Here is a 24,112-nt window from a genome sequence, read left to right as displayed (position 1 = left end):
GCCGCCGGAGCTTTTTTCATGGCAAGGAGGAACATATATGCAAAAAGACCATGTAGGTGCGGTTTACGAGCTGTTAAACGAAGCCGCGATCATTATAAAGAATGAATTGCAAATTTCATATATAGAGGCGCTGGCTGAAGCGGGAGAAATGTATTTCCTTGAAAAAACGGATCAGCTGAAACTGCCTGATGAGAAAACCGAACAGCTTCAGGCTCTGCTTGAAAAAGCGGAATTCGGCACGTATGAACACGAGTGGGTGCGCAAAGCTTTTCAGCTTGCTGTCCTGAAAGGCCTGAAAGATATCTCCCATCCGAACAGACAAATGACGCCGGACACGATCGGGCTTTTCATCAGTTATTTGGTGAATAAGTTTATGTCAGACCAAAAGGAACTGACGATTCTTGATCCGGCTGTCGGAACGGGAAACCTTCTGTTCACCGTGCTGAACCAGCTGTCTGAAAAAACGGCAAATAGCTATGGCATTGAAATTGATGATGTGCTGCTGAAGATCGCGTATGCCCAAGCGAACCTTCTGAAAAAAGAGCTTGAGCTTTTCCATCAGGACAGCCTTGAGCCGCTGTTTATCGATCCTGTTGACACGGTCATATGCGATCTGCCAGTCGGCTATTATCCGAATGACGAAGGAGCAGAAGCGTTTGAGCTTAAAGCTGACGAAGGCCATTCCTTCGCTCATCATCTGTTTATTGAACAAAGCGTCAAGCACACCAAACCGGGCGGCTACTTATTTTTTATGATCCCGAATCATTTATTTGAGAGCTCCCAAAGCGACAAGCTGAAGCAGTTTTTCAAAGATAAAGTTCATATCAACGCGCTTTTGCAGCTGCCAAAATCCATTTTTAAAGACGAGGCTCATGCCAAAAGCATCCTTGTGCTTCAGAAAAAAGGAGAGGAGACAAAAGCGCCGAGCCAAATTCTGCTTGCGAATCTTCCGTCTTTCTCCAATCAGAAGCCGATGCTTGACATGATGGCACAATTGGATGCGTGGTTTAAAAAAGAAAAATAGATGTTAAATAGCAGCTTAGGCAGCCGTCATACGATGGATGCTTAAGCTGTTTTTATTTGTGCACTTGAAGACAAGACCGGCGAATTGAATCCCGCTTTGAAACACAAAATACAGAAAGAAAAACCGCAAATTGTAAGCGTTCGTCAACATGAAATCTATAGATGATATGTCTGAAAATAACGACTTCTCGTTGTAAGCGTTATCAATACACAAGTTGACTTGAAATGCCGACATGACAATGTTTAAATGGAAAAGTCAGATATTTTTCGGAGAAGATGATGATATTCACCGGGAAAAAAGTACGAAAAACGAAGTTGTTGATACAGAGTATAAAGGAGCGTCAATCATGTCCAAAATTATTGCAATTAACGCAGGAAGCTCGTCTTTGAAATTTCAGCTTTTCGAAATGCCTTCAGAAACCGTTTTAACGAAGGGTTTAGTTGAACGAATTGGTATCGCCGACAGCGTATTCACAATTTCTGTAAACGGCGAAAAAAATACAGAAGTAACTGATATTCCGGATCATGCGGTAGCTGTTAAAATGCTGCTGAACAAGTTAACGGAATTCGGCATTATTAAAGATTTGAATGAAATTGACGGAATCGGTCACCGCGTCGTACACGGTGGGGAAAAATTCAGCGATTCTGTTTTATTAACAGATGAAACCATTAAGGAAATTGAAGATATTTCTGAATTGGCACCGCTTCACAACCCGGCAAATATTGTTGGAATTAAAGCCTTCAAAGAAGTGCTTCCAAATGTTCCTGCGGTTGCTGTTTTTGATACAGCATTCCACCAAACAATGCCTGAACAGTCTTACCTGTACAGCCTGCCGTATGAATACTATGAAAAGTTTGGCATCCGTAAATACGGCTTCCACGGCACTTCACATAAATATGTGACTGAGCGCGCGGCAGAGCTTCTCGGCCGTCCGTTAAAAGACTTACGCCTGATTTCCTGCCACCTTGGAAACGGTGCAAGTATTGCTGCTGTTGAAGGCGGCAAATCAATTGATACATCTATGGGCTTCACGCCGCTTGCCGGTGTTGCAATGGGTACACGTTCTGGAAACATCGACCCTGCCCTTATCCCATACATCATGGAGAAAACAGGCCAAACGGCTGACGAAGTACTGAATACATTAAACAAAAAAAGCGGACTGCTCGGCATCTCCGGTTTCTCAAGCGATCTTCGTGACATCGTTGAAGCAACGAAAGAAGGAAATGAGCGTGCGGAAACTGCCCTTGAAGTCTTCGCAAGCAGAATCCACAAATACATCGGTTCTTACGCTGCAAGAATGAGCGGTGTAGATGCGATCATCTTTACTGCCGGCATCGGTGAAAACAGTGTGGAAGTTAGAGAACGCGTCCTTCGCGGCTTAGAATTCATGGGCGTATACTGGGATCCTGCGCTTAATAACGTGCGCGGCGAGGAAGCTTTCATCAGCTATCCACATTCTCCAGTAAAAGTCATGATCATTCCGACTGATGAAGAAGTCATGATTGCGCGCGACGTTGTCCGTTTAGCAAAATAAATCAGTTGAAAAAGCACATTCTCTTGAATGTGCTTTTTTGTTCATGCATGATAATGACAGACAGAAAAATAAAAGAGGTGGGCCAATGAGCGTTCAAGAGCATAAACAGGAAGCTCCCGATATCGTTCGGTGCAAAGTGATCACAGTCAGTGACACAAGGACGGAAGAAACCGATAAGAGCGGCAAGCTGATGATCTCGTTTTTAGAAGAAGCCGGTCATCACATTGCTGCATATGAAATTGTAAAAGACGAGAAGGATGCTTTGCAGCAGGCTGTTCTTGCGGGCTGCATGGATGAACAAACAGACGCGGTTCTCTTAAACGGAGGGACAGGCATAGCAAATCGGGACGTCACAATTGAAGCCATTACGCCGCTGTTTTCGAAAGAGCTGCCCGGCTTTGGAGAAATATTCAGGATGCTGAGTTATACAGAGGATATCGGCTCTGCCGCAATCATGTCGAGAGCGACTGCTGGTGTCATCCAGCATACAGCTGTTTTCTCAACACCAGGCTCAAGCGGTGCGGTAAAGCTGGCAATGAATAAGCTGATTATTCCCGAACTTGCACATGTGGTCAGAGAAATCAGAAAAGACAAGTAAATGAATAAATACTACGAAACTTCACCTGGAAATTTAGGTGAAGTTTTTTTTATAAAAGGCTTGAAAAAACGAAAAGTACTTGTTAAAGTGTATACATACAAAATGTATTTTTATTAAATATAATTTATTTTTATACAAAAAAGAAACACGGTGAGAGGGGATTTTTATCATGTCAGAACAGAAAAAAGTCGTATTAGCATACTCAGGAGGTCTTGATACTTCCGTTGCAATAAAATGGCTTCAGGAGCAAGGATATAATGTAATCGCCTGCTGCCTGGACGTCGGTGAAGGCAAAGATTTGGCATTTGTTCAGCAGAAAGCGCTGGAAGTCGGCGCGACAAACTCTTACGTGATCGATGCGAAAGAAGAATTTGCACAGGACTACGCACTTATCTCTCTGCAGGCCCACACGATGTATGAAGGGAAATATCCGCTCGTTTCAGCATTATCACGACCGCTGATTGCGAAAAAACTGGTTGAAATCGCAGATAAAGAAGATGCACAGGCGATTGCGCACGGATGCACAGGAAAAGGAAATGACCAGGTTCGTTTCGAAGTATCCATTAAATCATTAAACCCTGACCTTGAAGTTATCGCGCCGGTTCGGGAATGGCAGTGGTCACGTGAAGAAGAAATCGAATATGCGGCAAGCCGCGGCATTCCGATTCCGATCAATCTTGACAGCCCGTATTCTATCGACCAAAACCTCTGGGGACGTGCAAATGAGTGCGGCATTTTAGAAGATCCGTGGGCGGCGCCGCCAGAAGGTGCATACGATTTAACAGCTCCGCTGGAAAAAACGCCGGACACGCCGGAAGTGATTGAAATTGCATTTGAACAAGGTGTGCCTGTATCCATTGATGGCGTATCCTACCCGCTTTCTGAACTGATTTTAAAGCTGAATGAAATGGCAGGCGCACACGGTGTCGGACGTATCGACCACGTGGAAAACCGTCTTGTCGGCATTAAATCCCGGGAAGTATACGAATGCCCTGGTGCGATGACACTGATCAAAGCGCATAAAGAATTGGAAGATTTGACACTGGTTAAAGAGGTAGCCCACTTTAAACCGATCATCGAGCAAAAAATGTCAGAAATCATATACAACGGCTTATGGTTCTCACCGCTGAAAGATGCGCTGCATGCTTTCTTAAAAGAAACGCAAAAGCATGTCACAGGCATTGTCCGCGTGAAGCTGTTTAAAGGCCATGCGATTGTAGAAGGACGTAAATCAGATTACTCTCTATATGATGAAAAACTTGCAACATATACAAAAGACGATGCGTTTGATCACCATGCGGCAATCGGGTTTATCGAGCTTTGGGGACTTCCGACAAAAGTGAACAGCATCGTGAAAAAGAAGGAGCAGATTAAAGCATGAAGAAGCTTTGGGGAGGCCGATTTCAAAAAACACCGGAAAAATGGGTCGACGAGTTCGGCGCGTCTATATCATTTGACCAAAATTTAGTCACTGAAGACATTACAGGGTCTCTCGCACATGCTGCCATGCTGAAAAAATGCGGTATCCTGACAGCGGAAGAAGAACTGAAAATCCGGGAGGGACTGAATACCCTTCTGCAAAAAGCAGAGGAAGGAGCATTGGACTTCTCAGTCGATTATGAAGATATTCATTTGAACATTGAGAAAATGCTTATTGACGAAATCGGCCCTCTTGGCGGCAAGCTGCATACTGGCAGAAGCCGGAATGACCAGGTGGCAACTGACATGCATTTATACTTAAAAAATCATGTCGGCCACATCATCGAGCTGATTGAGGCATTCCAAGGCGCGCTGATCGAAAAGGCGGAAGCAAATATCGAAACGATTTTGCCGGGCTACACACATCTGCAACGCGCCCAACCGATTTCATTCGCTCACCATTTGCTTGCGTATTTCTGGATGCTTGAACGCGACAAGGAGCGTTTTCAGGATTCGATGAAGCGGATTAACAAATCTCCGCTAGGCTGCGGGGCACTGGCGGGAACAACCTTCCCAATCGACCGTGATTATTCAGCAGAACTGCTCGGTTTTGACTCTATTTATGAAAACAGTCTGGACGGCGTCAGCGACAGAGATTTCATTTTGGAGTTTTTAAGCAACAGCAGTATGCTGATGATGCACCTATCCCGTTTCTCTGAAGAAATCATTCTATGGTGCTCTCAGGAGTTTAAATTCATCGAGCTTGACGATACGTACGCAACAGGAAGCAGCATGATGCCGCAAAAGAAAAACCCTGATATGGCAGAGCTGATCCGCGGAAAAACGGGACGCGTATACGGCGATATGATAGGGCTGTTTACGATCATGAAAGGCCTTCCACTCGCTTACAATAAAGACCTTCAAGAAGACAAAGAAGGCATGTTTGACACAGTGAAAACGGTCGAGGGCAGCCTGCAAATCTTCACAGGCATGATCCAAACAATGACGGTCAACAAAGAGGTCATGAAGCAAGCGACAAAACAAGACTTTTCAAATGCGACAGAACTGGCCGATTATTTAGCGAAAAAAGGAATGCCGTTCAGAGAAGCGCATGAAGTGGTCGGAAAACTTGTGTACACATGCATTGAAAAAGGGATCTATTTAAGCGATATGCCGTTTGGTGACTTTCAGCAGGCGAGCGAGCTCTTCGAAGAAGATATTTACACCGTGTTAGACCCTTACCACGCAGTTGAAAAAAGAATGAGCGCCGGAGGCACCGGATTCAAACAGGTGGAGCAGGCGCTTGAAAAAGCGAAAGCTTGCGTGGCAGCAGGAGTTTGCTAAAATTTCCTTCATAAAATTCCGTCATTATAGCCAACCTACCTCTATAATGATGGGAGGCAGAATGATGAAAAAAGAACCGGAACGCTATATTTATGATGAACAAGAAAGCCAGGAGACAACAAGGCTCATTTCAGAAGCATATCAAAGCGGTTATGTGGATATGCCTGATCAGGAGCCTTCATCTTCTGCTGAATAAGCTGTCTGTATAGGCAGCTTTTTTTGTATGTCAAAGTGTAAAAAGTGATATTGAAGGCCTTTTATAGTAAAGTAGAAGAAGAAACACTTTATTGAAAGCGGCGACGTTGCTTTGGGAGGTATTCATGTGCGACATGCTTTAATTACTGCCGGTTCGAAGGGTTTAGGCCGCAAAGTGACTGAGACGTTGCTTGCAAAGGGGTATTCAGTAACAGTCAATTACAGACAGGATGAGGATGCTGTCAGCCGCCTGAAGGAAGCCTGTCATGATTGTCTTGACCGGCTGCAATTTGTAAAAGGTGATGTCACCAAAAAAGAAGATCTGCTGCGTATTGCAGAGGCAGCCTTAAACCGCTTCGGAAGGATCGACTTTTTGATTAACAACGCGGGACCATACATATTTGAACGTAAAAAGTTAGCCGATTATACCGATGATGAATGGTACGGCATGCTGGAAGGTAATTTAAGCGCCGTCTTTCATTTATTCAAAGCGGTTATTCCTATTATGAGAAAACAGCAATTCGGACGCATCATCACGTACGGATTCCAAGGTGCGGCGCACGCGCCCGGCTGGCTTCATCGATCGGCATTTGGCGCTGCGAAAGTGGGCTTGGCTTCTTTGACGAAGACCATTGCCATTGAAGAAGCCGAATTCGGCATAACTGCCAACATGGTTTGCCCGGGTGACATTGTCGGCGACATGAAGGAAGCATCAATAGAGGAAGCCAGGAAGAGAATCGGCAAAGAAAAAACGCCGATAGGAAGATCCGGCACAGGCGAGGATATCGCCCGGATTATCGCTTTCTTGTGTGAGGAGAACTCAGACCTTGTGACAGGGACTGTCATTGAAGCCACCGGAGGCCTCAATGTCATTAATAAGAATCAAACAACATAAGTTTTTCAGCTTTTTAAAAAGGGAAAATAAGAAAACAAAATAACGTGACGAGGTGAAAGAAATGAAAGTGACATATCACGGACATTCTGTAATCACAGTGGAAACGAAGGATCATCATATTATATTTGATCCGTTTTTGACAGGGAATTCGTTAACGGATGTAAAGCCGGAGGATGTAAAAGCAGACGTTATCTTATTGACGCACGGCCACAATGATCATGTCGGCGACACTGAGCAAATTGCCAAGCAAAACAACGCGCTGGTTGTAGCGCCGAACGAGCTCGCCGTGTACTTAGGCTGGAAAGGCTTGAATGTTCATCCAATGCACATCGGCGGCTCCCGCCAGTTCGATTTTGGAAAAGTGAAGCTCACACAGGCCTTTCACGGATCAGCCATCACTGATGAAGAAAACAAAACAATTACTTACACAGGCATGCCAGCCGGTATTTTGCTGACTGTAGAAGATAAAACGATTTTCCACGCGGGCGATACGGCTCTTTTCTCTGATATGAAACTCATTGGCGAATTGAATCATATTGATATTGCCTTCTTGCCGATTGGCGATAACTTTACGATGGGGCCTGAAGACGCCAAGCTTGCCGCTGAATGGCTGCGGGCAAAACAGGTCGTGCCGGTGCATTACAATACATTCCCGGTCATCGAACAAGACCCTGAGGCCTTCGCTGACAGCCTGCCGGGCGGAGTCGGTAAAGTCATGGCGGTCGGTGAGACGATCGAGCTTTAAACGGGTGAAAACATCTCCTGATTCATCAGGGGATGTTTTTTTATTTTCTCCGCTCATTGCGTATAAATCCTCCGAAACCTTATAATGAAAACAGAAGACTGTCCTTAGAGGTGAAAGGCTTGGCAACGAAGCATGAACAAATATTAATGTATATTGATTCACTGCCTGTCGGTGAAAAAATTTCTGTGCGAAGAATTGCAAAGGAAATGAAAGTAAGCGAAGGGACCGCGTACAGAGCGATCAAGGAAGCAGAGAATAAAGGGTTTGTCAGCACGATTGAACGTGTGGGCACAATTAGGATTGAGCAAAAGAAAAAAGAGAATATTGAAAAGCTTACCTATGCGGAGGTTGTAAATGTCATAGACGGACAAGTGCTTGGAGGCCGGGCCGGGCTCCATAAGACATTGAATAAGTTTGTCATCGGCGCAATGGAGCTGGACGCGATGATGCGTTACACCGCAGCGGGCAATCTTTTGATTGTCGGTAACAGAATCAACGCACACAGACAGGCGCTCGAAGCAGGCGCGGCTGTATTGGTGACCGGGGGCTTCAACACGGATGACAGCATTGTGCAGCTGGCAGATGAGCTTGAGCTGCCGATTTTATCTACGAGCTATGACACCTTTACAGTCGCCGCGATGATCAACCGGGCAATTTATGACCAGCTGATCAAAAAAGAAATTGTCCTGGTGGAGGACATCTTAACGCCTGCTGACCGTACGGTATATCTTTCGCCTAAGGATAAACTTGAAAAATGGTATGAGAAAAACTTTGAAACGGGGCACGGCCGATTTCCGGTTGTCGATGACCAGATGAAAATCCACGGCATCCTGACATCAAAAGATATTGCCGGCCACGACCGAAACGCACCTATCGAAAAGGTCATGACTAAAAATCCCGTTACGGTTATTGGGAAAACATCTGTCGCCTCAGCGGCACAAACGATGGTATGGGAAGGGATCGAAGTGCTTCCCGTCACTGACGGCCACCAAAAACTGATCGGCATGATCAGCCGCCAAGACGTGTTAAAAGCGCTTCAAATGATTCAAAAGCAGCCGCAGGTCGGGGAGAAGCTGGATGATATTGTTTCAAGGGGATTTAAAGATGAGGGTGGTGATAAAGAGGATCAAACGATTTACGAGTATGAAGTCACGCCGCAGATGACAAACCAGCTCGGAACCATTTCTTATGGTGTGTTTACGACCATTTTGACGCAAGCGGCAAACCGGTTTTTGCGCTCGAAAAAACGCGGCGAGCTCGTAATCGAAAGCATCACCATTTTCTTTTTGAAGCCTGTGCAGATGGAGTCGGTCATCGAAGTCAAACCGCGCATTCTGGAGGCGGGCAGAAAGTTCGGAAAAATGGAAGTCGAAGTGCACAGCCAAGGCCATATCGTGTCTAAAGCGATGCTGATGGTTCAGCTGATGGAAAGAAGCTAAGGGACGTTTCAGGCGCCCCTTACGCGTGATCTCTTTCAGCTTCTTTGGCGTGAAGGGGATAGTAATGCCTGTAGGCTTTATAACCTGCCCAAGCGCTTCCTGCTCCTATGACGATAAAGATACCGCCGATTACTAACGTTAATACAGAATGAAATAATATCATTTGGTTGAGCCCGTAGAACAGGACCAGTGACCCTAAGGCCATGCTTGATTTTGCTGAACAGATTTCTTTTTCCAAAGATTGCTTAGCCCGAACGCCTTTTACTTTATAGTACACATAAAAGCAGGCTGAAAGCCCAATCAAAAAAACAAGAACCAGCATAAATGAAATCCTCCATCGTAAAAGTTTACAAACCCATTCTATACAAAAACGGGCTTGGTTTTGACGTTATTTTTCTTTTCCGTCGGCAGAGAATGTGATTTAATGAATAAAAACAATAAAGGAGTATCAAATGAAAACAGAACTGATCAGAACCATATCATTATATGACACGATTATCTTACATAGACATGTGCGTCCTGATCCGGATGCCTACGGATCACAGTGCGGACTTACAGAAATCCTGCGTGAAACATATCCTGAAAAAAATATTTTTGCGGTCGGCACACCTGAACCGTCCCTCTCTTTCTTATATTCCCTTGATGAGGTGGACAATGAAACATATGAAGGCGCACTTGTCATTGTCTGCGATACGGCAAATCAGGAAAGAATCGACGATCAGCGTTATCCTTCAGGCGCCAAACTGATGAAAATCGACCACCATCCGAACGAAGATCCATACGGTGACCTTCTCTGGGTCGATACGAGCGCGAGCTCAGTAAGTGAAATGATTTACGAGCTGTATTTAGAAGGAAAAGAGCACGGCTGGAAGCTGAATACGAAAGCGGCAGAGCTCATCTACGCCGGTATTGTCGGAGATACCGGACGCTTCTTATTTCCGAATACAACGGAAAAAACATTAAAATATGCAGGCGAGCTCATTCAGTATCCATTCTCTTCCTCAGAGTTGTTTAATCAATTGTATGAAACAAAACTGAATGTGGTGAAGCTTAACGGCTATATCTTTCAAAATGTGTCATTATCCGAAAACGGTGCAGCTTCTGTTTTCATCAAAAAGGATACGCTTGAAAAGTTCGGCACAACGGCTTCAGAAGCGTCGCAGCTTGTCGGGACGCTTGGGAATATCTCAGGTATTCGCGCTTGGGTGTTTTTCGTAGAAGAAGACGATCAAATCAGAGTCAGATTCCGTTCGAAGGGGCCTGTCATTAACGGACTTGCCCGCAAATATAACGGCGGAGGACATCCGCTTGCTTCAGGCGCCTCTATTTACAGCTGGGATGAAGCCGATCGGATTTTAGCTGATCTGGAAACATTATGTAAAGAACACGAGTAGAGGGGAGACCCTCTCTCTTAGTGTTCATCTGTGACGGGGATGAACCAGCAGCCAAAATCAGTAAGGTCCTCATAGACTTGGAGATTGTGAGATTGAAGTTCTTTTTTGATGAGGGAAGCGAGTGAGTGTGTTTCGGCATATGCAGAAAAACCTTGTCTGAGCCGGGCTGTTTGATCTTTTGCTAACTGACGGTCACTGTAAACCTCCATTTCCCTTCCTCCTTCCTTTCGCCATTAAGCCTCACATATAGTTTATAAAAAAGAATGGGAAAAAGCGACAGAAGTTTGGAGAATTTAAAAAAAATCCATAATTACGCGGCGAATGAAATTTCAAGTTCTACTGTCAGTCTTGTATAAATCGTTAATTCCCTGACAGTTGCCTCGTATTTTTTTTCATTGATCATATAGACTTTATTTTCGATTGTCCGTTTTAAAAGATCCTTTGTTTGATAGACGCTCTCTATGTCTTTTGTAATCACCTCTGAAATATCATCCTTTACATGCTCCTCGAATTTCGTTTTATCCGGCTGCGATATTTTATATTTATCCCCATTCAGTAACTTAACGCTGACGCTTTGAATCAGCAGTTTTCTTTTATTATCTTCATTTAGTTTATGGAGGTCTTCCTGATAGATTGAAATTTGATTGTTTAAGTCTTTCACATGCTCTTTTTGTTTTTCGATGAGGCTGACCTGCTCCTCTTGGAATGTTCCGTAAGTAAACAGGAAAAAGAACCAGCTGATTACGGCTCCGCACATCATTCCCGCAAAAAAGCGCTGCCACCCCGGTTTTTTGTAATGCTGGGGAACCCTCATGAAGAAAGATGCTCCTGGGTCAGCCATGAAATAATGAGCCAGCCGCTTTGCGCGCCGCCCATGGCCGAGATAATCAAAAGAAGCTGCTTAAAGATATCTCTCGTATTGCCTTCAAGAATGCCCCGTTCAAAGCTGTATACCGCATCAAAGGTGCCTCCGATAGCTGCAACAAGCGCCCATATTTTTAACCGGTTCGCAAGCTTTGTAATCGCCGTAAGCGGGGGCTCGCCTGCCAAATATGCTCCGAGCCCTCCGATGAGTGCGCCCCCGATCAGCACCCCTAACGCAATGAAGTAACTATTAATAAAATTCACCATAAATCCTGCTTCCTGATCCATCTTTATCACCTCACCTTTTATATCATATTGAGCTTTCAGGACAAGTATGATGAGTAGTCGAAAAAGAACGTTTGTTTCTTTTGGGAACCGGACTTATAATAAAGAAAGAAATAGATCGTAATGAGAAAGAGGTGATAGCATGTCTTTTGTTCACCTGCAAGTGCATAGCGGGTACAGCCTGCTAAACAGCGCCGCGGCTGTGGAAGAGCTCGTCAGTGAAGCTGACAGGCTCGGATATGCGTCTTTGGCGCTGACAGATGATCATGTCATGTACGGAGCTATTCAATTTTATAAAGCATGCAAGGCGAGAGGGATCAACCCGATAATCGGTTTGACAGCTTCTGTTTTTACAGATGATAACGAACTTGAAGCCTACCCGCTTGTCCTGCTGGCAAAATCAAATACAGGCTATCAAAATCTGCTGAAAATCAGCAGCGTTCTGCAATCGAAATCAAAAGGCGGGCTAAAGCCGAAATGGCTTCACAGTTATCGAGAAGACATTATCGCTATAACGCCCGGTGATAAAGGATATATTGAAATGCTTCTTGAAGAAGGGCTGTTTGAACAGGCCGCTCAAGCCGCACTTGAATTTCAGTCTATATTCGGAAAGGAAGCCTTTTATTTCTCTTATCAGCCTTTTAAAGGGAATCAAGCCTTGTCCGAGCAAATTCTGCAGCTGTCTGAAGAAACCGGTATCCCTATTACGGCGACAGGCGATGTGCATTACATAAGGAAAGAAGATAAGGCTGCCTACCGCTGTCTGAAAGCGATTAAAGCAGGTGAAAAACTGACTGATGCACCCGCAGTAGATCTTCCTGATCTCGATTTGAAATCACTCGAAGAAATGCAAAACATTTATCGAGAGCATCCCGAAGCACTGCAAGCTTCTGTTGAGATCGCGGAACAATGCCGAGTTGACGTCAGCCTCGGGCAGACCCGTCTCCCGTCTTTCCCGACTCCAGACGGAACGTCCGCTGATGATTATTTAACGGACATCTGTACGGCAGGACTCCGAACCCGTTTTGGCACGACGCCTGATGAACGATATCTTCGCCGTCTTCAATATGAGCTTGATGTCATCAAAAGGATGAAGTTCAGCGATTACTTTCTGATTGTATGGGATTTTATGAAGCATGCCCATGAAAAAGGGATCGTCACGGGACCGGGAAGGGGTTCTGCGGCAGGCTCTCTCGTGGCTTATGTGCTGTATATCACAGATGTTGATCCGATTAAACATCACCTGCTGTTTGAACGATTTTTAAACCCCGAACGCATCAGCATGCCCGATATTGATATTGACTTTCCGGATACAAGAAGAGATGAAGTCATCCAATACGTTCAGCAGAAATACGGTGCGATGCATGTTGCGCAGATTATTACCTTTGGAACACTTGCGGCAAAAGCGGCGCTTCGGGACGTCGGCAGAGTATTCGGCGTAAACCCGAAGGAAGCAGATCAGCTTGCAAAACTCATTCCTTCAAGGCCGGGCATGACGCTGGATGAAGCGAGAAAGCAGTCGCCGCAGCTGGATAAGCGGCTTCGGGAGTCAACCCTGCTTCAGCAAGTCTATACAATTGCCTTAAAAATAGAAGGGCTGCCAAGGCATACATCAACCCACGCAGCAGGCGTTGTCCTTAGTGAAGAACCGTTAACTGATGTTGTTCCGCTTCAGGAAGGGCATGAAGGGATATATTTGACGCAATACGCGATGGATCATCTTGAGGACTTGGGCCTTTTAAAAATGGATTTCTTAGGTTTGCGCAACCTGACTCTGATCGAGTCCATTACTTCAATGATCGAAAAAGAAGAAAATATCAAAATAGATCTATCAAGTATTTCCTACCGTGATGACAAAACGTTCTCCTTACTGTCAAAAGGGGATACGACAGGGATTTTTCAGCTTGAATCTGCAGGGATGAGAAGCGTCCTAAAGCGGCTTAAACCTTCCGGATTGGAGGATATTGTGGCGGTCAATGCGTTGTACCGGCCTGGTCCGATGGAAAATATTCCGCTATTTATTGACCGTAAACACGGCCGGGAGCCTGTTCACTATCCTCATGAAGATTTAAGGAGTATCTTGGAAGATACATATGGTGTCATTGTGTATCAGGAACAAATTATGATGATTGCTTCCCGCATGGCTGGGTTTTCTTTAGGTGAAGCGGACCTGCTGAGACGGGCGGTCAGCAAAAAGAAAAAAGAAATTCTGGACAGAGAGCGAAGCCATTTTGTTGAAGGGTGCTTAAAAAAGGAGTATTCTGTAGACACTGCAAATGAAGTCTACGATTTAATCGTCAAATTCGCAAACTATGGCTTTAACCGAAGCCATGCGGTGGCATACAGCATGATCGGCTGCCAGCTTGCGTATTTGAAAGCTCATTACCCGTTATATTTTATGTGCGGTTTGCTGACAAGCGTCATTGGCAATGAGGATAAAATATCTCAATATCTTTACGAAGCAAAGGGGAGCGGGATTCGTATCCTTCCTCCGTCAGTGAACAAAAGCAGTTTTCCGTTTACAGTTGAAGACGGATCTGTCAGATACAGCCTCCGCGCGATAAAAAGTGTAGGCGTCTCAGCAGTCAAAGATATATATAAAGCAAGAAAAGAGAAACCATTTGAAGATCTTTTCGATTTCTGCTTTCGTGTGCCGTCAAAAAGCGTAAATCGCAAAATGCTTGAAGCACTTATCTTTTCTGGTGCGATGGACGAATTCGGCCAAAACCGGGCCACGCTGCTCGCAACCATTGATGTTGCCTTGGAACATGCTGAGTTATTCGCCGGGGACGACGACCAAATGGGATTGTTTTTAGATGAATCGTTTTCGATTAAGCCGAAGTATGTGGAGACGGAGGAGCTTCCGCTTGTGGATTTACTTGCGTTTGAAAAAGAGACGCTTGGCATTTATTTTTCAAATCATCCGCTCTCTGCTTTCCGAAAACAGCTGGCTGCGCACGGGGCAGCAACCATTCTGCAGGCTCAGCAGGCTGTCAAAAGGCAGCTTTCTCTCGGAGTCCTGCTGTCGAAGATCAAGACAATTCGGACGAAAACAGGTCAAAACATGGCGTTTTTAACGCTCAGTGACGAAACCGGCGAAACGGAAGCCGTAGTCTTCCCTGAACAATTCAGGCAGCTTTCTCCCGTTTTAAGAGAAGGCGCTCTTTTGTTCACAGCGGGGAAATGTGAAGTAAGACAGGATAAGGTCCAGTTCATCATGTCCCGGGCAGAATTATTAGAAAATATGGATGCAGAAAAAGCGCCATCGGTTTATATAAAAATAGAAAGCAGTCAGCACAGTCAGGAGGTCCTGGCAAAGATTAAGCGCATTTTGCTGGAGCATAAAGGGGAAACAGGCGTTTATCTCTATTATGAAAGGCAAAAACAGACAATTAAGCTTCCTGAGTCGTTTCATATCAATGCGGACCACCAGGTGTTATATCGCTTAAAAGAGCTGTTGGGTCAAAAAAACGTCGTTTTAAAACAGTGGTAACGCTTCACTTTTTGTTATACAATTGGAGCAATTATGTGATCCTGTTTAAATATTCAGATAGATCAACTCCGCAGAATGCAGCAATCAACGCAGCAATATACGAATCAAAAAATATCCATAAGGAGTGTTTAGGAGAATGTCATTAAGAGAAGAAGCATTGCACCTGCATAAAGTCAATCAGGGGAAACTTGAGTCCAAATCGAAAGTAGAGGTCAGAAACGCGAAAGATTTAAGTCTTGCGTATTCCCCGGGTGTAGCAGAACCGTGTAAGGATATTCACGAAGACATTAACAAAGTATATGATTATACAATGAAGGGGAACATGGTAGCAGTTGTTACTGATGGTACAGCTGTGCTTGGCCTTGGAAATATCGGCCCTGAAGCCGCGCTTCCTGTCATGGAAGGGAAAGCTGTTCTATTCAAAAGCTTTGCAGGCGTGGACGCGTTCCCAATTGCTTTAAACACAAACGATGTTGATAAAATCGTTGAAACTGTTAAATTGCTTGAACCGACATTTGGCGGCGTCAACCTTGAGGATATTGCAGCGCCAAACTGCTTTATCATTGAAGAGCGCCTCAAAAAAGAAACAAACATCCCGGTTTTCCATGATGATCAGCACGGTACTGCTATTGTAACTGTAGCAGGTCTTGTAAACGCGCTGAAACTGTCTGGAAAATCCATGTCATCCATTAAAGTTGTTGCAAACGGCGCCGGTGCAGCTGGTATTGCGATTATCAAGCTTCTTCACCATTACGGCGTGCGTGACATCGTGATGTGCGATTCAAAAGGAGCGATTTATGAAGGGCGTCCGGAAGGCATGAACGATGTCAAAAACGAAGTGGCGAAATTCACAAACCAAGACCGCAAAGACGGATCTCTGAAAGATGTCATCGTTGATGCTGACGTATTTATCGGCGTGTCTGTAGCAGGAGCGTTAACAAAAGAAATGGTTCAAAGCATGGCAAAAGATCCGATTATCTTTGCGATGGCAAATCCAAATCCGGAAATTATGCCGGAAGATGCGCGTGAGGCTGGCGCAAGCGTTATTGGAACGGGCCGTTCTGACTTCCCGAATCAAGTAAACAATGTTCTTGCATTCCCTGGTATTTTCCGCGGGGCGCTTGACGTTCGCGCCACTCACATTAACGAAGAAATGAAAATCGCAGCGGTTGAAGCCATTGCTTCACTGGTTTCAGAAGATGAGCTTAGCGCAGACTATGTCATCCCTGCACCTTTTGATAAACGTGTTGCGCCTGCTGTTGCGAAAGCTGTGGCAAAAGCGGCGATGGAAACAGGTGTTGCTAGAATCACTGTTGACCCTGAGGAAGTTGCTGAAAAAACGAGAAAACTTACGATTATTGGCGAATAATTTTTAATTCATTCCAAAAATGGCAGCGCGTTGGCGGAGACCAGCGCGCTGTTCTCAAGTTAAACTGGCGGCTGAAATTTTTTTAATCATTGGTCTTAAAAAAATTTCAGCCGGGTTTAACGTTATTTTTGAATGCGCTGCCAATCCTGTTATTTCAACGTCTTATCTGAATTCATTCGTACCTTTCCTAATACGTCATTGAATAAAAAGTTGTCGAATTGAGGATGACAGCGTTTGACAAAAAAAGTACAATAGTTTCGGTAAAGTTATTAGCAAGTCTATCTGTTTGATGACATGCGGTGAAGAGAACCCTTCACAAAAGGGAGGTAATCATTTGTTAAAGGATATATTCACGAAAAAGAAAAAGTATGCTTCCGTACCGTCTGATCAAGCGAAGCACGATGTTCCGGAAGGCATAATGACAAAATGTCCTAAGTGTAAAAAAATCATGCTCACTAAAGAGTTGGATAAAAATATGCGGGTATGCATGAACTGCGATTATCATTTCCCAATGAACGCAAAACAGCGTATCGAAAGCTTGATGGATGAACAATCCTTTGAGGAATTCAATCAGGGAATGTTATCGGAAAACCCGCTTGGTTTCCCTGGATATCTGGAAAAGCTTGAAAAAGATCGCGAGAAAACATCCTTAAACGAGGCTGTTGTAACAGGCAAGGGCACCATCGGCGGACACCCGGCTGTTGTCGCAGTCATGGATTCTTCATTCAGAATGGGCAGCATGGGTTCAGTCGTCGGTGAAAAAATCACGCTTGCGATTGAAAAAGCAAAAGCTGATAAAGTACCGTTTATTATTTTTACGGCTTCAGGCGGGGCTAGAATGCAGGAAGGCGTATTAAGTTTGATGCAGATGGCTAAGACAAGCTCTGCCCTAAAACTGTTCAGTGAAGAACAAGGCCTCATTATCTCAGTGATGACGCATCCGACTACCGGGGGCGTATCAGCAAGCTTTGCATCCCTTGGCGATTACAATTTCGCTGAGCCTGGCGCGCTGATCGGTTTTGCCGGAAGACGGATTATTGAACAGACAATAGGAGAAAAACTGCCGGAGGACTTCCAAACGGCAGAATTTTTATTAAAACATGGACAGCTTGATGCGGTTATTCACCGCGACGATATGAAAAAAACATTAGAAAATCTGCTGGATATGCATCAAACAGGAGGTGACATAGAGTGGCTGCAAGATTAGAATTTGAAAAACCGGTGATTGAACTGCAAACGAAAATCGCCGAACTAAAAAAATTCACCCAAGATTCCGATATGGATTTAAGTGCGGAAATCGAACGGCTCGAAGACCGTCTCGCTAAGCTTCAGGATGATATTTACAAAAATCTGAAGCCTTGGGACCGTGTTCAAATCGCACGTCTGGCGGACCGTCCGACAACGCTTGATTATATCGAACACCTGTTTACCGACTTTTTTGAATGTCACGGAGACAGAGCGTACGGGGACGATGAAGCCATTGTTGGCGGGATTGCGAAGTTCCATGGCCTTCCTGTAACGGTAATCGGGCACCAGCGCGGAAAAGACACGAAGGAAAACCTTGTCCGCAATTTTGGGATGCCGCATCCTGAAGGCTACCGAAAAGCGCTTCGTCTCATGAAACAGGCTGACAAATTCAACAGACCGATTATCTGTTTTATTGATACGAAGGGGGCATATCCTGGACGAGCAGCGGAGGAAAGAGGACAAAGCGAAGCGATTGCCAAGAACTTATTTGAGATGGCTGGCCTTCGAGTGCCTGTTATCTGTATCGTCATCGGTGAAGGCGGAAGCGGCGGAGCCCTTGGTCTTGGAGTAGGTAATCACTTGCATATGCTGGAAAACTCTACTTATTCTGTTATTTCTCCGGAAGGTGCCGCGGCACTTTTATGGAAGGACTCCAGTCTTGCTAAAAAAGCAGCAGAAACAATGAAAATCACTGCGCCGGATTTAAAAGAATTAGGTATTATAGATCATATGATTAAAGAAGTAAAAGGCGGAGCGCACCACGATGTAAAGCTGCAGGCAAGCTATATGGACGAAACCCTTAAACAATCGCTAAAAACGTTGCTAAAGCTGAGCGAAGAAGAATTAGTTCAGCAGCGCTATGAAAAATATAAAGCAATTGGTAAAGTCTCGGTTGAAGATCAATATATCGGGGTAAACTAAATAAACGTGAAGCCTTTGGCTCACGTTTATTTTTTGTGACATTCTTTAAATTTTATTTAAAAACAATTTATTTAATTGTATAATAGGTAAGGTTTCATAGGGAGGATGGAGATCCCTTTTCATTGTTTTTAGGGCAATGATCATGTTATGTTTAATCATATATGTTGCTGAGGTGAATGGAGAATGAAACGTATAGGGGTATTAACGAGCGGCGGGGATTCCCCGGGAATGAACGCAGCAGTTCGCGCAGTAGTCAGAAAAGCGATTTATCATGACGTTGAAGTTTACGGCATTTACAACGGATACGCAGGATTGATCAGCGGAAAGATTGAAAAGCTTGAGCTCGGATCTGTAGGCGATATTATACATCGTGGAGGAACAAAGCTTTATACGGCAAGATGTCCTGAATTCAAAACGGTTGAAGGCCGTGAAAAAGGGATAGAAAACTTGAAAAAGCTCGGTATTGAAGGTCTTGTTGTTATCGGCGGAGACGGTTCCTATATGGGTGCGAAAAAATTAACGGAACACGGGTTTCCATGTGTAGGTGTACCGGGTACAATTGATAATGACATTCCGGGCACTGATTTTACAATCGGTTTCGATACAGCTTTAAATACAGTAATTGACGCAATTGATAAGATTCGCGATACAGCGACTTCTCATGAACGTACATATGTGATCGAAGTAATGGGGCGTCATGCCGGCGATATCGCATTGTGGGCCGGTCTTGCAGGAGGCGCGGAATCAATCTTAATCCCTGAGGCAGACTATGACATGCACGAAATTATTGCCCGCTTAAAACGCGGCCATGAACGCGGCAAGAAACACAGTATTATTATTGTTGCCGAAGGTGTAGGCAGCGGTGTTGAGTTCGGGAAACGCATTGAAGAAGAAACAAATCTTGAAACTAGGGTATCTGTACTGGGCCACATCCAGCGCGGAGGTTCTCCAAGCGCGGCTGACCGCGTGCTGGCAAGCCGTCTTGGCGCATATGCAGTTGAACTGCTGCTTGAAGGAAAAGGCGGACGCTGTGTAGGTATACAAAACAATAAGCTTGTAGACCATGATATTATAGAAATACTGGATACAAAACACACAGTTGAGCAAAACATGTATCAGCTTTCAAAAGAACTGTCTATTTAACGTGCAGCTGAAGGCTGAAGATTTCAGAAGGAAGTGAACCAAATGAGAAAAACTAAAATTGTTTGTACTATCGGTCCGGCAAGTGAAAGTGTTGAAATGCTTACGAAATTAATGGAGTCAGGAATGAACGTGGCTCGATTAAACTTTTCTCACGGAGATTTTGAGGAACACGGTGCAAGAATTAAAAATATCCGCGAAGCAAGCAAAAAGCTTGGCAAAAACGTCGGTATCCTGCTTGATACAAAGGGTCCTGAAATCCGTACACATACAATGGAAAACGGCGGCATTGAACTTGAAACAGGCAAAGAGCTTATCATTTCAATGGACGAGGTAGTGGGAACAACAGATAAAATTTCAGTCACATATGAAGGTTTAGTTGACGACGTTGAAAAAGGTTCAACGATTCTGTTAGATGACGGACTTATCGGCCTTGAGGTACTAGATGTAGATGCCGCTAAACGCGAAATCAAAACAAAAGTAATGAACAATGGAACACTCAAAAATAAAAAAGGTGTTAACGTACCGGGCGTCAGCGTCAATCTTCCGGGTATTACTGAAAAAGATGCACGAGACATCGTTTTCGGTATTGAGCAGGGAGTAGACTTCATCGCACCATCTTTCATACGCCGTTCCACGGACGTGCTTGAAATCCGTGAGCTTCTTGAAGAGCACAACGCTCAGGATATTCAAATCATCCCTAAAATCGAAAACCAAGAGGGCGTCGACAACATCGATGCTATTCTCGAAGTGTCTGACGGCTTAATGGTTGCACGCGGAGACTTAGGTGTGGAAATTCCAGCTGAAGAAGTGCCGCTCGTGCAAAAAGAACTGATCAAAAAGTGCAATGCACTTGGCAAACCTGTTATTACAGCGACACAAATGCTTGACAGCATGCAGCGCAACCCGCGTCCGACTCGTGCGGAAGCAAGTGACGTTGCAAACGCGATCTTCGACGGCTCAGATGCGATCATGCTTTCTGGTGAAACGGCTGCCGGAAGCTATCCGGTTGAGGCGGTTCAAACGATGCACAACATCGCGTCCCGTTCAGAGGAAGCTTTAAATTATAAAGAAATTCTTTCAAAACGCAGAGATCAAGTGGGAATGACGATTACAGACGCAATTGGACAATCTGTCGCACATACGGCGATTAACCTGAATGCTGCTGCGATCGTAACACCGACTGAAAGCGGCCATACGGCGCGTATGATCGCGAAATACCGTCCACAGGCGCCAATTGTTGCGGTTACTGTAAATGACTCTGTTTCCAGAAAACTTGCGCTCGTATCAGGTGTATTCGCTGAAAGCGGCCAAAATGCGAACACAACAGATGAGATGCTTGAAGATGCTGTCCAAAAATCAGTAAACAGCGGAATTGTAAAACACGGCGATCTGATCGTCATTACAGCAGGCACTGTCGGTGAGTCTGGCACTACAAACTTAATGAAAGTTTACACTGTCGGCGATATCGTCGCTAAAGGCCAAGGAATCGGACGCAAATCAGCTTTCGGTCCGGTTGTCATTGCACAAAATGCAAAAGAGGCTGAGCAAAAAATGACTGACGGTGCGGTACTTGTTACAAAAAGCACTGACCGTGATATGATTGCATCTCTTGAAAAAGCGTCTGCCCTTATTACAGAAGAAGGCGGCTTGACAAGCCATGCTGCGGTAGTCGGATTAAGCCTGGGCATTCCAGTAATCGTTGGCCTGGAAAATGCAACATCTATATTGACAGAAGGCCAAGAAATTACAGTTGACGCTTCCAGAGGCGCAGTCTACCAAGGCCGTGCAAGCGTTCTTTAATCACAGGTGAAAACGGAAGGGGAATCCCTTCCTTTTCTCTTTATCTTGCCTTTTGTTGAACAGAGGCGTGTTACACGTGTGGGGGGGCTTGGATATGAGATTTTTATTTTTGCTTTTTATTGTATTTCCGGCAATAGAAATCGGCATATTCCTCTTTTCAGGCAAGCTGATCGGCATTTTGCCGACGGTCCTTTTAATGATTCTGTCGGGCATTATCGGCGCAGCAGCTGCAAAAAAACAAGGAACCGAAGTGTATTACAAGGTTCAGCGTGATCTTCAATATGGCAAAATGCCCGGGGAAGCGATTGTTGACGGCCTGTGCATTTTCATTGGCGGTCTATTGCTGATGCTTCCGGGCTTTTTATCAGATTTGGCCGGCGCCTGCTTGCTTATCCCGTTTACCCGCAGCTGGTGTAAGCCGATTCTGTTCAAATGGCTGAGAGGAATGTCGAAGAACAAACGGATCATCATCAAATAAAAAACGGCAGCCATGCAACATGGGCTGCTGTTTTATTTTTGCTGAACTGTGATGTAGGACCATATCTCCTTTAATGCGCCTGTTGTGATGAAGGCTTGGATGATGACAAGAAAAGCCGGCCCGGCGATCAGTCCTAAAAACCCGAATAATTTAAAACCGGCAAACAGGGCAACGAGTGTTGCCAGCGGATCGATCCCGATAGATTTACTAAGTATTTTAGGTTCTGTCAGCTGCCGCTGAATCAGAACGACGAGATACAGTACACCGATTCCGATCGCCTGTGGCAGCTGGCCTGTAATCGATAAATACAAAATCCACGGCACAAATACGGAGCCCGCCCCCAAATAAGGGAGAAGATCAACAAGCCCGATTAAAAAAGCAATTGTTGCAGCATGTTCAACTTTTAAGAGAGAAAGGCCGATAAATACAATTACCATCGTAATGAAAACGAGAACGGCCTGCGCTTTGATAAAACCGGTCATTGCTTTTTTTAATTCACTGCTGATCGCTTTGCTGTTAGCTGTAACCCGATCCGGCAGAATTGAAACGAGCATGGCTTTCAGCTTGTGCCAATCCTTTGTCATAAAAAAAGTTGCCAGAAGAGAAAAAATCAGAACAGCCGCTGTGTTTGGAAGAAGCGCAAAAAACCTCGGAATCATTTCTAGAATGTGGGACAGCAGCAGCCCGGCATTTTTAGCGGCGGAATCACCGAGTGTCTGGATGTGAGTGACGATGGAGGCCTGCTGATTGGTCTCCAATTCTTGAAACAAAAGGGTCAGTTCGTTATAGAGCGGCTGGATATGAGTCGTAAACAATTTTTCGCAATATGAGATAAACGTGCTGATATGCGGAGGCAGCGTTTTTGCAAGATAGGCTGTTCCCGTTACGATTTCGGCTACCAGAATGGTGAGCACACCGAAGGCTGCGAGCAGAAAAAAAGCAAGCACGCCCAGAACGTTTATCGTTCGGGGGAATCCTGTCACTTTGTCAAAGTAGTCAACAACAGGATGAATCGCTGATGAAAGAATAAGGGCGATCAGGAACGGATAAGTTAACGGAAACGAATAATAGGCCGCAGCTATCAATCCTGCGGTAATTGATATGACAAAGAGGGTTCTGAAAAAAATAGTGATATAAGATTGATTCACGAAATCGATCCTCCTCTCGTCAGCATGTCCTATTTTTTATATGTATTCACGCTCCTGCTGAATATGAATACATACAACTTAAAGGAGGGATGGCATGTGTTTACACAAGCGAATTTATTTTTAATTTTACTCTTGGCTATCGCACTTATCGCAAAAAATCAATCATTGCTTTTTGCTGTATCCGTCCTTTTGATCATCAAAATCATTGGACTTGACCAAAAATTATTACCAACCATCCAATCGAAAGGCATTAACTGGGGTGTGACCATTATTACCATCGCCGTTCTTGTTCCGATTGCAACAGGAGAAATCGGATTTAAGCAGCTTGGAGAAGCAATGCGGTCTTCCTATGCATGGATCGCCTTGGGAGCGGGCATCGCAGTGGCGCTGATTGCCAAAAACGGACTGACTCTGCTGGAAAATGACCCCCATATTACAACTGCCCTTGTGATCGGGACCATTCTTGCAGTTGCGCTTTTTGGCGGAGTAGCGGTAGGTCCGCTGATCGGAGCGGGAATTGCTTATATTGCCATGCAGATCGTAAAACTGTTCACTTCATGAAAAAAGCGGCCTAAGGCCGCTTTTTTTTACGCAGAAAAACCCGCAAATAAAGGCGTTTTTTCGGGGAAATCACAGAATGAAAAAAAAAATTATAGGTAAACATTTAACAAATGTCTGATTATTGTTTATAATGAGAATAGGCTTAAACTTAAATAAGCTTATAAGAATTTGTTATGTTCTTTCATAAGCAAAGGGTTTCAGTACCAGCAGGCTGT

At 44.7% G+C, this 24,112-nt stretch carries 23 protein-coding genes; 18 read left to right on the top strand and 5 right to left on the bottom strand.

From position 1 onward, the window contains the following. The first annotated feature begins 37 nt into the window (after window positions 1-37). The 9 genes from M0696_RS14705 to M0696_RS14670 all read left to right on the top strand — a co-directional run bounded on the left by M0696_RS14705 (window position 38) and on the right by M0696_RS14670 (window position 9,193). A complete protein-coding gene (locus M0696_RS14705; protein ID WP_248602095.1) occupies window positions 38-1,024 on the top strand; it encodes a class I SAM-dependent methyltransferase in 987 nt (328 codons plus the stop codon). Window positions 1,025-1,370: 346 nt separating this feature from the next. Further along, the gene (locus M0696_RS14700; protein WP_003223511.1) at window positions 1,371-2,558 is read left to right on the top strand and encodes an acetate kinase; all 1,188 of its coding nucleotides are present in this window, start codon (window positions 1,371-1,373) and stop codon (window positions 2,556-2,558) included. Window positions 2,559-2,643: 85 nt separating this feature from the next. Further along, entirely contained in the window at window positions 2,644-3,156 is a 513-nt protein-coding gene (locus tag M0696_RS14695; protein WP_248602094.1) for a MogA/MoaB family molybdenum cofactor biosynthesis protein, read from the top strand. Window positions 3,157-3,325: 169 nt separating this feature from the next. Further along, window positions 3,326-4,537, top strand: a complete 1,212-nt coding sequence (locus M0696_RS14690; RefSeq protein ID WP_248602093.1) for an argininosuccinate synthase — start codon at window positions 3,326-3,328, stop codon at window positions 4,535-4,537. After that, on the top strand, window positions 4,534-5,919 hold the full coding sequence (gene argH / locus M0696_RS14685; protein ID WP_222143329.1) for an argininosuccinate lyase: 1,386 nt from the start codon (window positions 4,534-4,536) through the stop codon (window positions 5,917-5,919). The genes M0696_RS14690 and argH overlap by 4 nt, the downstream gene beginning before the upstream one ends. A 61-nt stretch (window positions 5,920-5,980) precedes the next feature. Further along, on the top strand, window positions 5,981-6,115 hold the full coding sequence (locus M0696_RS21015) for a hypothetical protein (protein WP_261311405.1): 135 nt from the start codon (window positions 5,981-5,983) through the stop codon (window positions 6,113-6,115). Window positions 6,116-6,241: 126 nt separating this feature from the next. Next, entirely contained in the window at window positions 6,242-7,009 is a 768-nt protein-coding gene (locus M0696_RS14680; RefSeq protein WP_248602092.1) for an SDR family oxidoreductase, read from the top strand. 61 nt (window positions 7,010-7,070) lie between these two features. Then, on the top strand, window positions 7,071-7,754 hold the full coding sequence (locus M0696_RS14675; RefSeq protein ID WP_003223523.1) for a metal-dependent hydrolase: 684 nt from the start codon (window positions 7,071-7,073) through the stop codon (window positions 7,752-7,754). A gap of 119 nt (window positions 7,755-7,873) precedes the next feature. Beyond that, the gene (locus tag M0696_RS14670; protein WP_222143328.1) at window positions 7,874-9,193 is read left to right on the top strand and encodes a CBS domain-containing protein; all 1,320 of its coding nucleotides are present in this window, start codon (window positions 7,874-7,876) and stop codon (window positions 9,191-9,193) included. Window positions 9,194-9,212: 19 nt separating this feature from the next. Here the strand turns inward: M0696_RS14670 and M0696_RS14665 are convergent, their stop codons facing one another. Next, on the bottom strand, window positions 9,213-9,515 hold the full coding sequence (locus M0696_RS14665; RefSeq protein ID WP_003223529.1) for a YtpI family protein: 303 nt from the start codon (window positions 9,513-9,515) through the stop codon (window positions 9,213-9,215). Window positions 9,516-9,645: 130 nt separating this feature from the next. On the opposite strand from M0696_RS14665, the gene nrnA reads away from it, so the two are divergent. Further along, the gene (nrnA, locus tag M0696_RS14660; RefSeq protein WP_061186757.1) at window positions 9,646-10,587 is read left to right on the top strand and encodes a bifunctional oligoribonuclease/PAP phosphatase NrnA; all 942 of its coding nucleotides are present in this window, start codon (window positions 9,646-9,648) and stop codon (window positions 10,585-10,587) included. Window positions 10,588-10,604: 17 nt separating this feature from the next. Here nrnA and M0696_RS14655 read toward each other — a convergent pair whose 3' ends face one another. The 3 genes from M0696_RS14655 to ytrH all read right to left on the bottom strand — a co-directional run bounded on the left by M0696_RS14655 (window position 10,605) and on the right by ytrH (window position 11,739). Then, window positions 10,605-10,796, bottom strand: coding sequence for a YtzJ family protein (locus M0696_RS14655; protein ID WP_019715361.1), 192 nt, complete (start codon window positions 10,794-10,796; stop codon window positions 10,605-10,607). Between the two features lie 101 nt (window positions 10,797-10,897). Then, window positions 10,898-11,401, bottom strand: a complete 504-nt coding sequence (gene ytrI, locus M0696_RS14650; RefSeq protein ID WP_166849729.1) for a sporulation membrane protein YtrI — start codon at window positions 11,399-11,401, stop codon at window positions 10,898-10,900. Beyond that, window positions 11,398-11,739: a sporulation membrane protein YtrH gene (gene ytrH / locus M0696_RS14645; RefSeq protein ID WP_003229410.1), complete on the bottom strand. Its 342-nt coding sequence runs from the start codon at window positions 11,737-11,739 to the stop codon at window positions 11,398-11,400. Before ytrH ends, ytrI begins: the two co-directional genes overlap by 4 nt. 139 nt (window positions 11,740-11,878) lie before the next feature. On the opposite strand from ytrH, the gene dnaE reads away from it, so the two are divergent. The 7 genes from dnaE (at window position 11,879) to M0696_RS14610 (ending at window position 22,188) form a co-directional block, all read left to right on the top strand. After that, window positions 11,879-15,229: a DNA polymerase III subunit alpha gene (gene dnaE, locus M0696_RS14640; protein ID WP_248602091.1), complete on the top strand. Its 3,351-nt coding sequence runs from the start codon at window positions 11,879-11,881 to the stop codon at window positions 15,227-15,229. Between the two features lie 136 nt (window positions 15,230-15,365). Next, window positions 15,366-16,598 (top strand): NADP-dependent malic enzyme, encoded by a 1,233-nt coding sequence (gene ystJ, locus M0696_RS14635; protein WP_003223541.1) that lies wholly within the window; start codon window positions 15,366-15,368, stop codon window positions 16,596-16,598. Window positions 16,599-16,932: 334 nt separating this feature from the next. Next, window positions 16,933-17,805, top strand: a complete 873-nt coding sequence (accD, locus tag M0696_RS14630) for an acetyl-CoA carboxylase, carboxyltransferase subunit beta (RefSeq protein WP_003223544.1) — start codon at window positions 16,933-16,935, stop codon at window positions 17,803-17,805. Continuing rightward, complete coding sequence (gene accA, locus M0696_RS14625) at window positions 17,790-18,767, top strand: acetyl-CoA carboxylase carboxyl transferase subunit alpha (RefSeq protein ID WP_014114756.1); 978 nt, start codon at window positions 17,790-17,792, stop codon at window positions 18,765-18,767. Before accD ends, accA begins: the two co-directional genes overlap by 16 nt. A 183-nt stretch (window positions 18,768-18,950) precedes the next feature. Then, entirely contained in the window at window positions 18,951-19,910 is a 960-nt protein-coding gene (pfkA, locus tag M0696_RS14620; RefSeq protein WP_003223547.1) for a 6-phosphofructokinase, read from the top strand. Between the two features lie 42 nt (window positions 19,911-19,952). Continuing rightward, window positions 19,953-21,710: a pyruvate kinase gene (gene pyk, locus M0696_RS14615; RefSeq protein WP_248602090.1), complete on the top strand. Its 1,758-nt coding sequence runs from the start codon at window positions 19,953-19,955 to the stop codon at window positions 21,708-21,710. A gap of 94 nt (window positions 21,711-21,804) precedes the next feature. Further along, window positions 21,805-22,188: an FxsA family protein gene (locus tag M0696_RS14610; protein ID WP_166849738.1), complete on the top strand. Its 384-nt coding sequence runs from the start codon at window positions 21,805-21,807 to the stop codon at window positions 22,186-22,188. A 32-nt stretch (window positions 22,189-22,220) separates the two neighbouring features. On the opposite strand, the gene ytvI is transcribed toward M0696_RS14610, so the two are convergent. Continuing rightward, a complete protein-coding gene (gene ytvI, locus M0696_RS14605; RefSeq protein ID WP_166849741.1) occupies window positions 22,221-23,336 on the bottom strand; it encodes a sporulation integral membrane protein YtvI in 1,116 nt (371 codons plus the stop codon). A 96-nt stretch (window positions 23,337-23,432) separates the two neighbouring features. Here ytvI and M0696_RS14600 point away from each other — a divergent pair, with 96 nt between their 5' ends. Continuing rightward, window positions 23,433-23,897: a DUF441 domain-containing protein gene (locus M0696_RS14600; protein ID WP_166849744.1), complete on the top strand. Its 465-nt coding sequence runs from the start codon at window positions 23,433-23,435 to the stop codon at window positions 23,895-23,897. Window positions 23,898-24,112: the final 215 nt, after the last annotated feature.

It is taken from the genome of Bacillus rugosus (assembly GCF_023238245.1).
GTDB classification, from domain to species: Bacteria; Bacillota; Bacilli; order Bacillales; family Bacillaceae; genus Bacillus; species Bacillus rugosus.
This window is presented reverse-complemented; position numbering and strand designations above follow the sequence as displayed.

Coding starts and splice junctions, on each gene's coding strand:
- M0696_RS14705 (WP_248602095.1), top strand. CDS start 38: ATGCAAAAAGACCATGTAGGTGCGGTTTACGAGCTGTTAAACGAAGCC.
- M0696_RS14700 (WP_003223511.1), top strand. CDS start 1,371: ATGTCCAAAATTATTGCAATTAACGCAGGAAGCTCGTCTTTGAAATTT.
- M0696_RS14695 (WP_248602094.1), top strand. CDS start 2,644: ATGAGCGTTCAAGAGCATAAACAGGAAGCTCCCGATATCGTTCGGTGC.
- M0696_RS14690 (WP_248602093.1), top strand. CDS start 3,326: ATGTCAGAACAGAAAAAAGTCGTATTAGCATACTCAGGAGGTCTTGAT.
- argH (WP_222143329.1), top strand. CDS start 4,534: ATGAAGAAGCTTTGGGGAGGCCGATTTCAAAAAACACCGGAAAAATGG.
- M0696_RS21015 (WP_261311405.1), top strand. CDS start 5,981: ATGATGAAAAAAGAACCGGAACGCTATATTTATGATGAACAAGAAAGC.
- M0696_RS14675 (WP_003223523.1), top strand. CDS start 7,071: ATGAAAGTGACATATCACGGACATTCTGTAATCACAGTGGAAACGAAG.
- M0696_RS14665 (WP_003223529.1), bottom strand. CDS start 9,515: ATGCTGGTTCTTGTTTTTTTGATTGGGCTTTCAGCCTGCTTTTATGTG.
- nrnA (WP_061186757.1), top strand. CDS start 9,646: ATGAAAACAGAACTGATCAGAACCATATCATTATATGACACGATTATC.
- M0696_RS14655 (WP_019715361.1), bottom strand. CDS start 10,796: ATGGAGGTTTACAGTGACCGTCAGTTAGCAAAAGATCAAACAGCCCGG.
- ytrI (WP_166849729.1), bottom strand. CDS start 11,401: ATGAGGGTTCCCCAGCATTACAAAAAACCGGGGTGGCAGCGCTTTTTT.
- ytrH (WP_003229410.1), bottom strand. CDS start 11,739: ATGGATCAGGAAGCAGGATTTATGGTGAATTTTATTAATAGTTACTTC.
- dnaE (WP_248602091.1), top strand. CDS start 11,879: ATGTCTTTTGTTCACCTGCAAGTGCATAGCGGGTACAGCCTGCTAAAC.
- ystJ (WP_003223541.1), top strand. CDS start 15,366: ATGTCATTAAGAGAAGAAGCATTGCACCTGCATAAAGTCAATCAGGGG.
- pfkA (WP_003223547.1), top strand. CDS start 18,951: ATGAAACGTATAGGGGTATTAACGAGCGGCGGGGATTCCCCGGGAATG.
- pyk (WP_248602090.1), top strand. CDS start 19,953: ATGAGAAAAACTAAAATTGTTTGTACTATCGGTCCGGCAAGTGAAAGT.
- M0696_RS14610 (WP_166849738.1), top strand. CDS start 21,805: ATGAGATTTTTATTTTTGCTTTTTATTGTATTTCCGGCAATAGAAATC.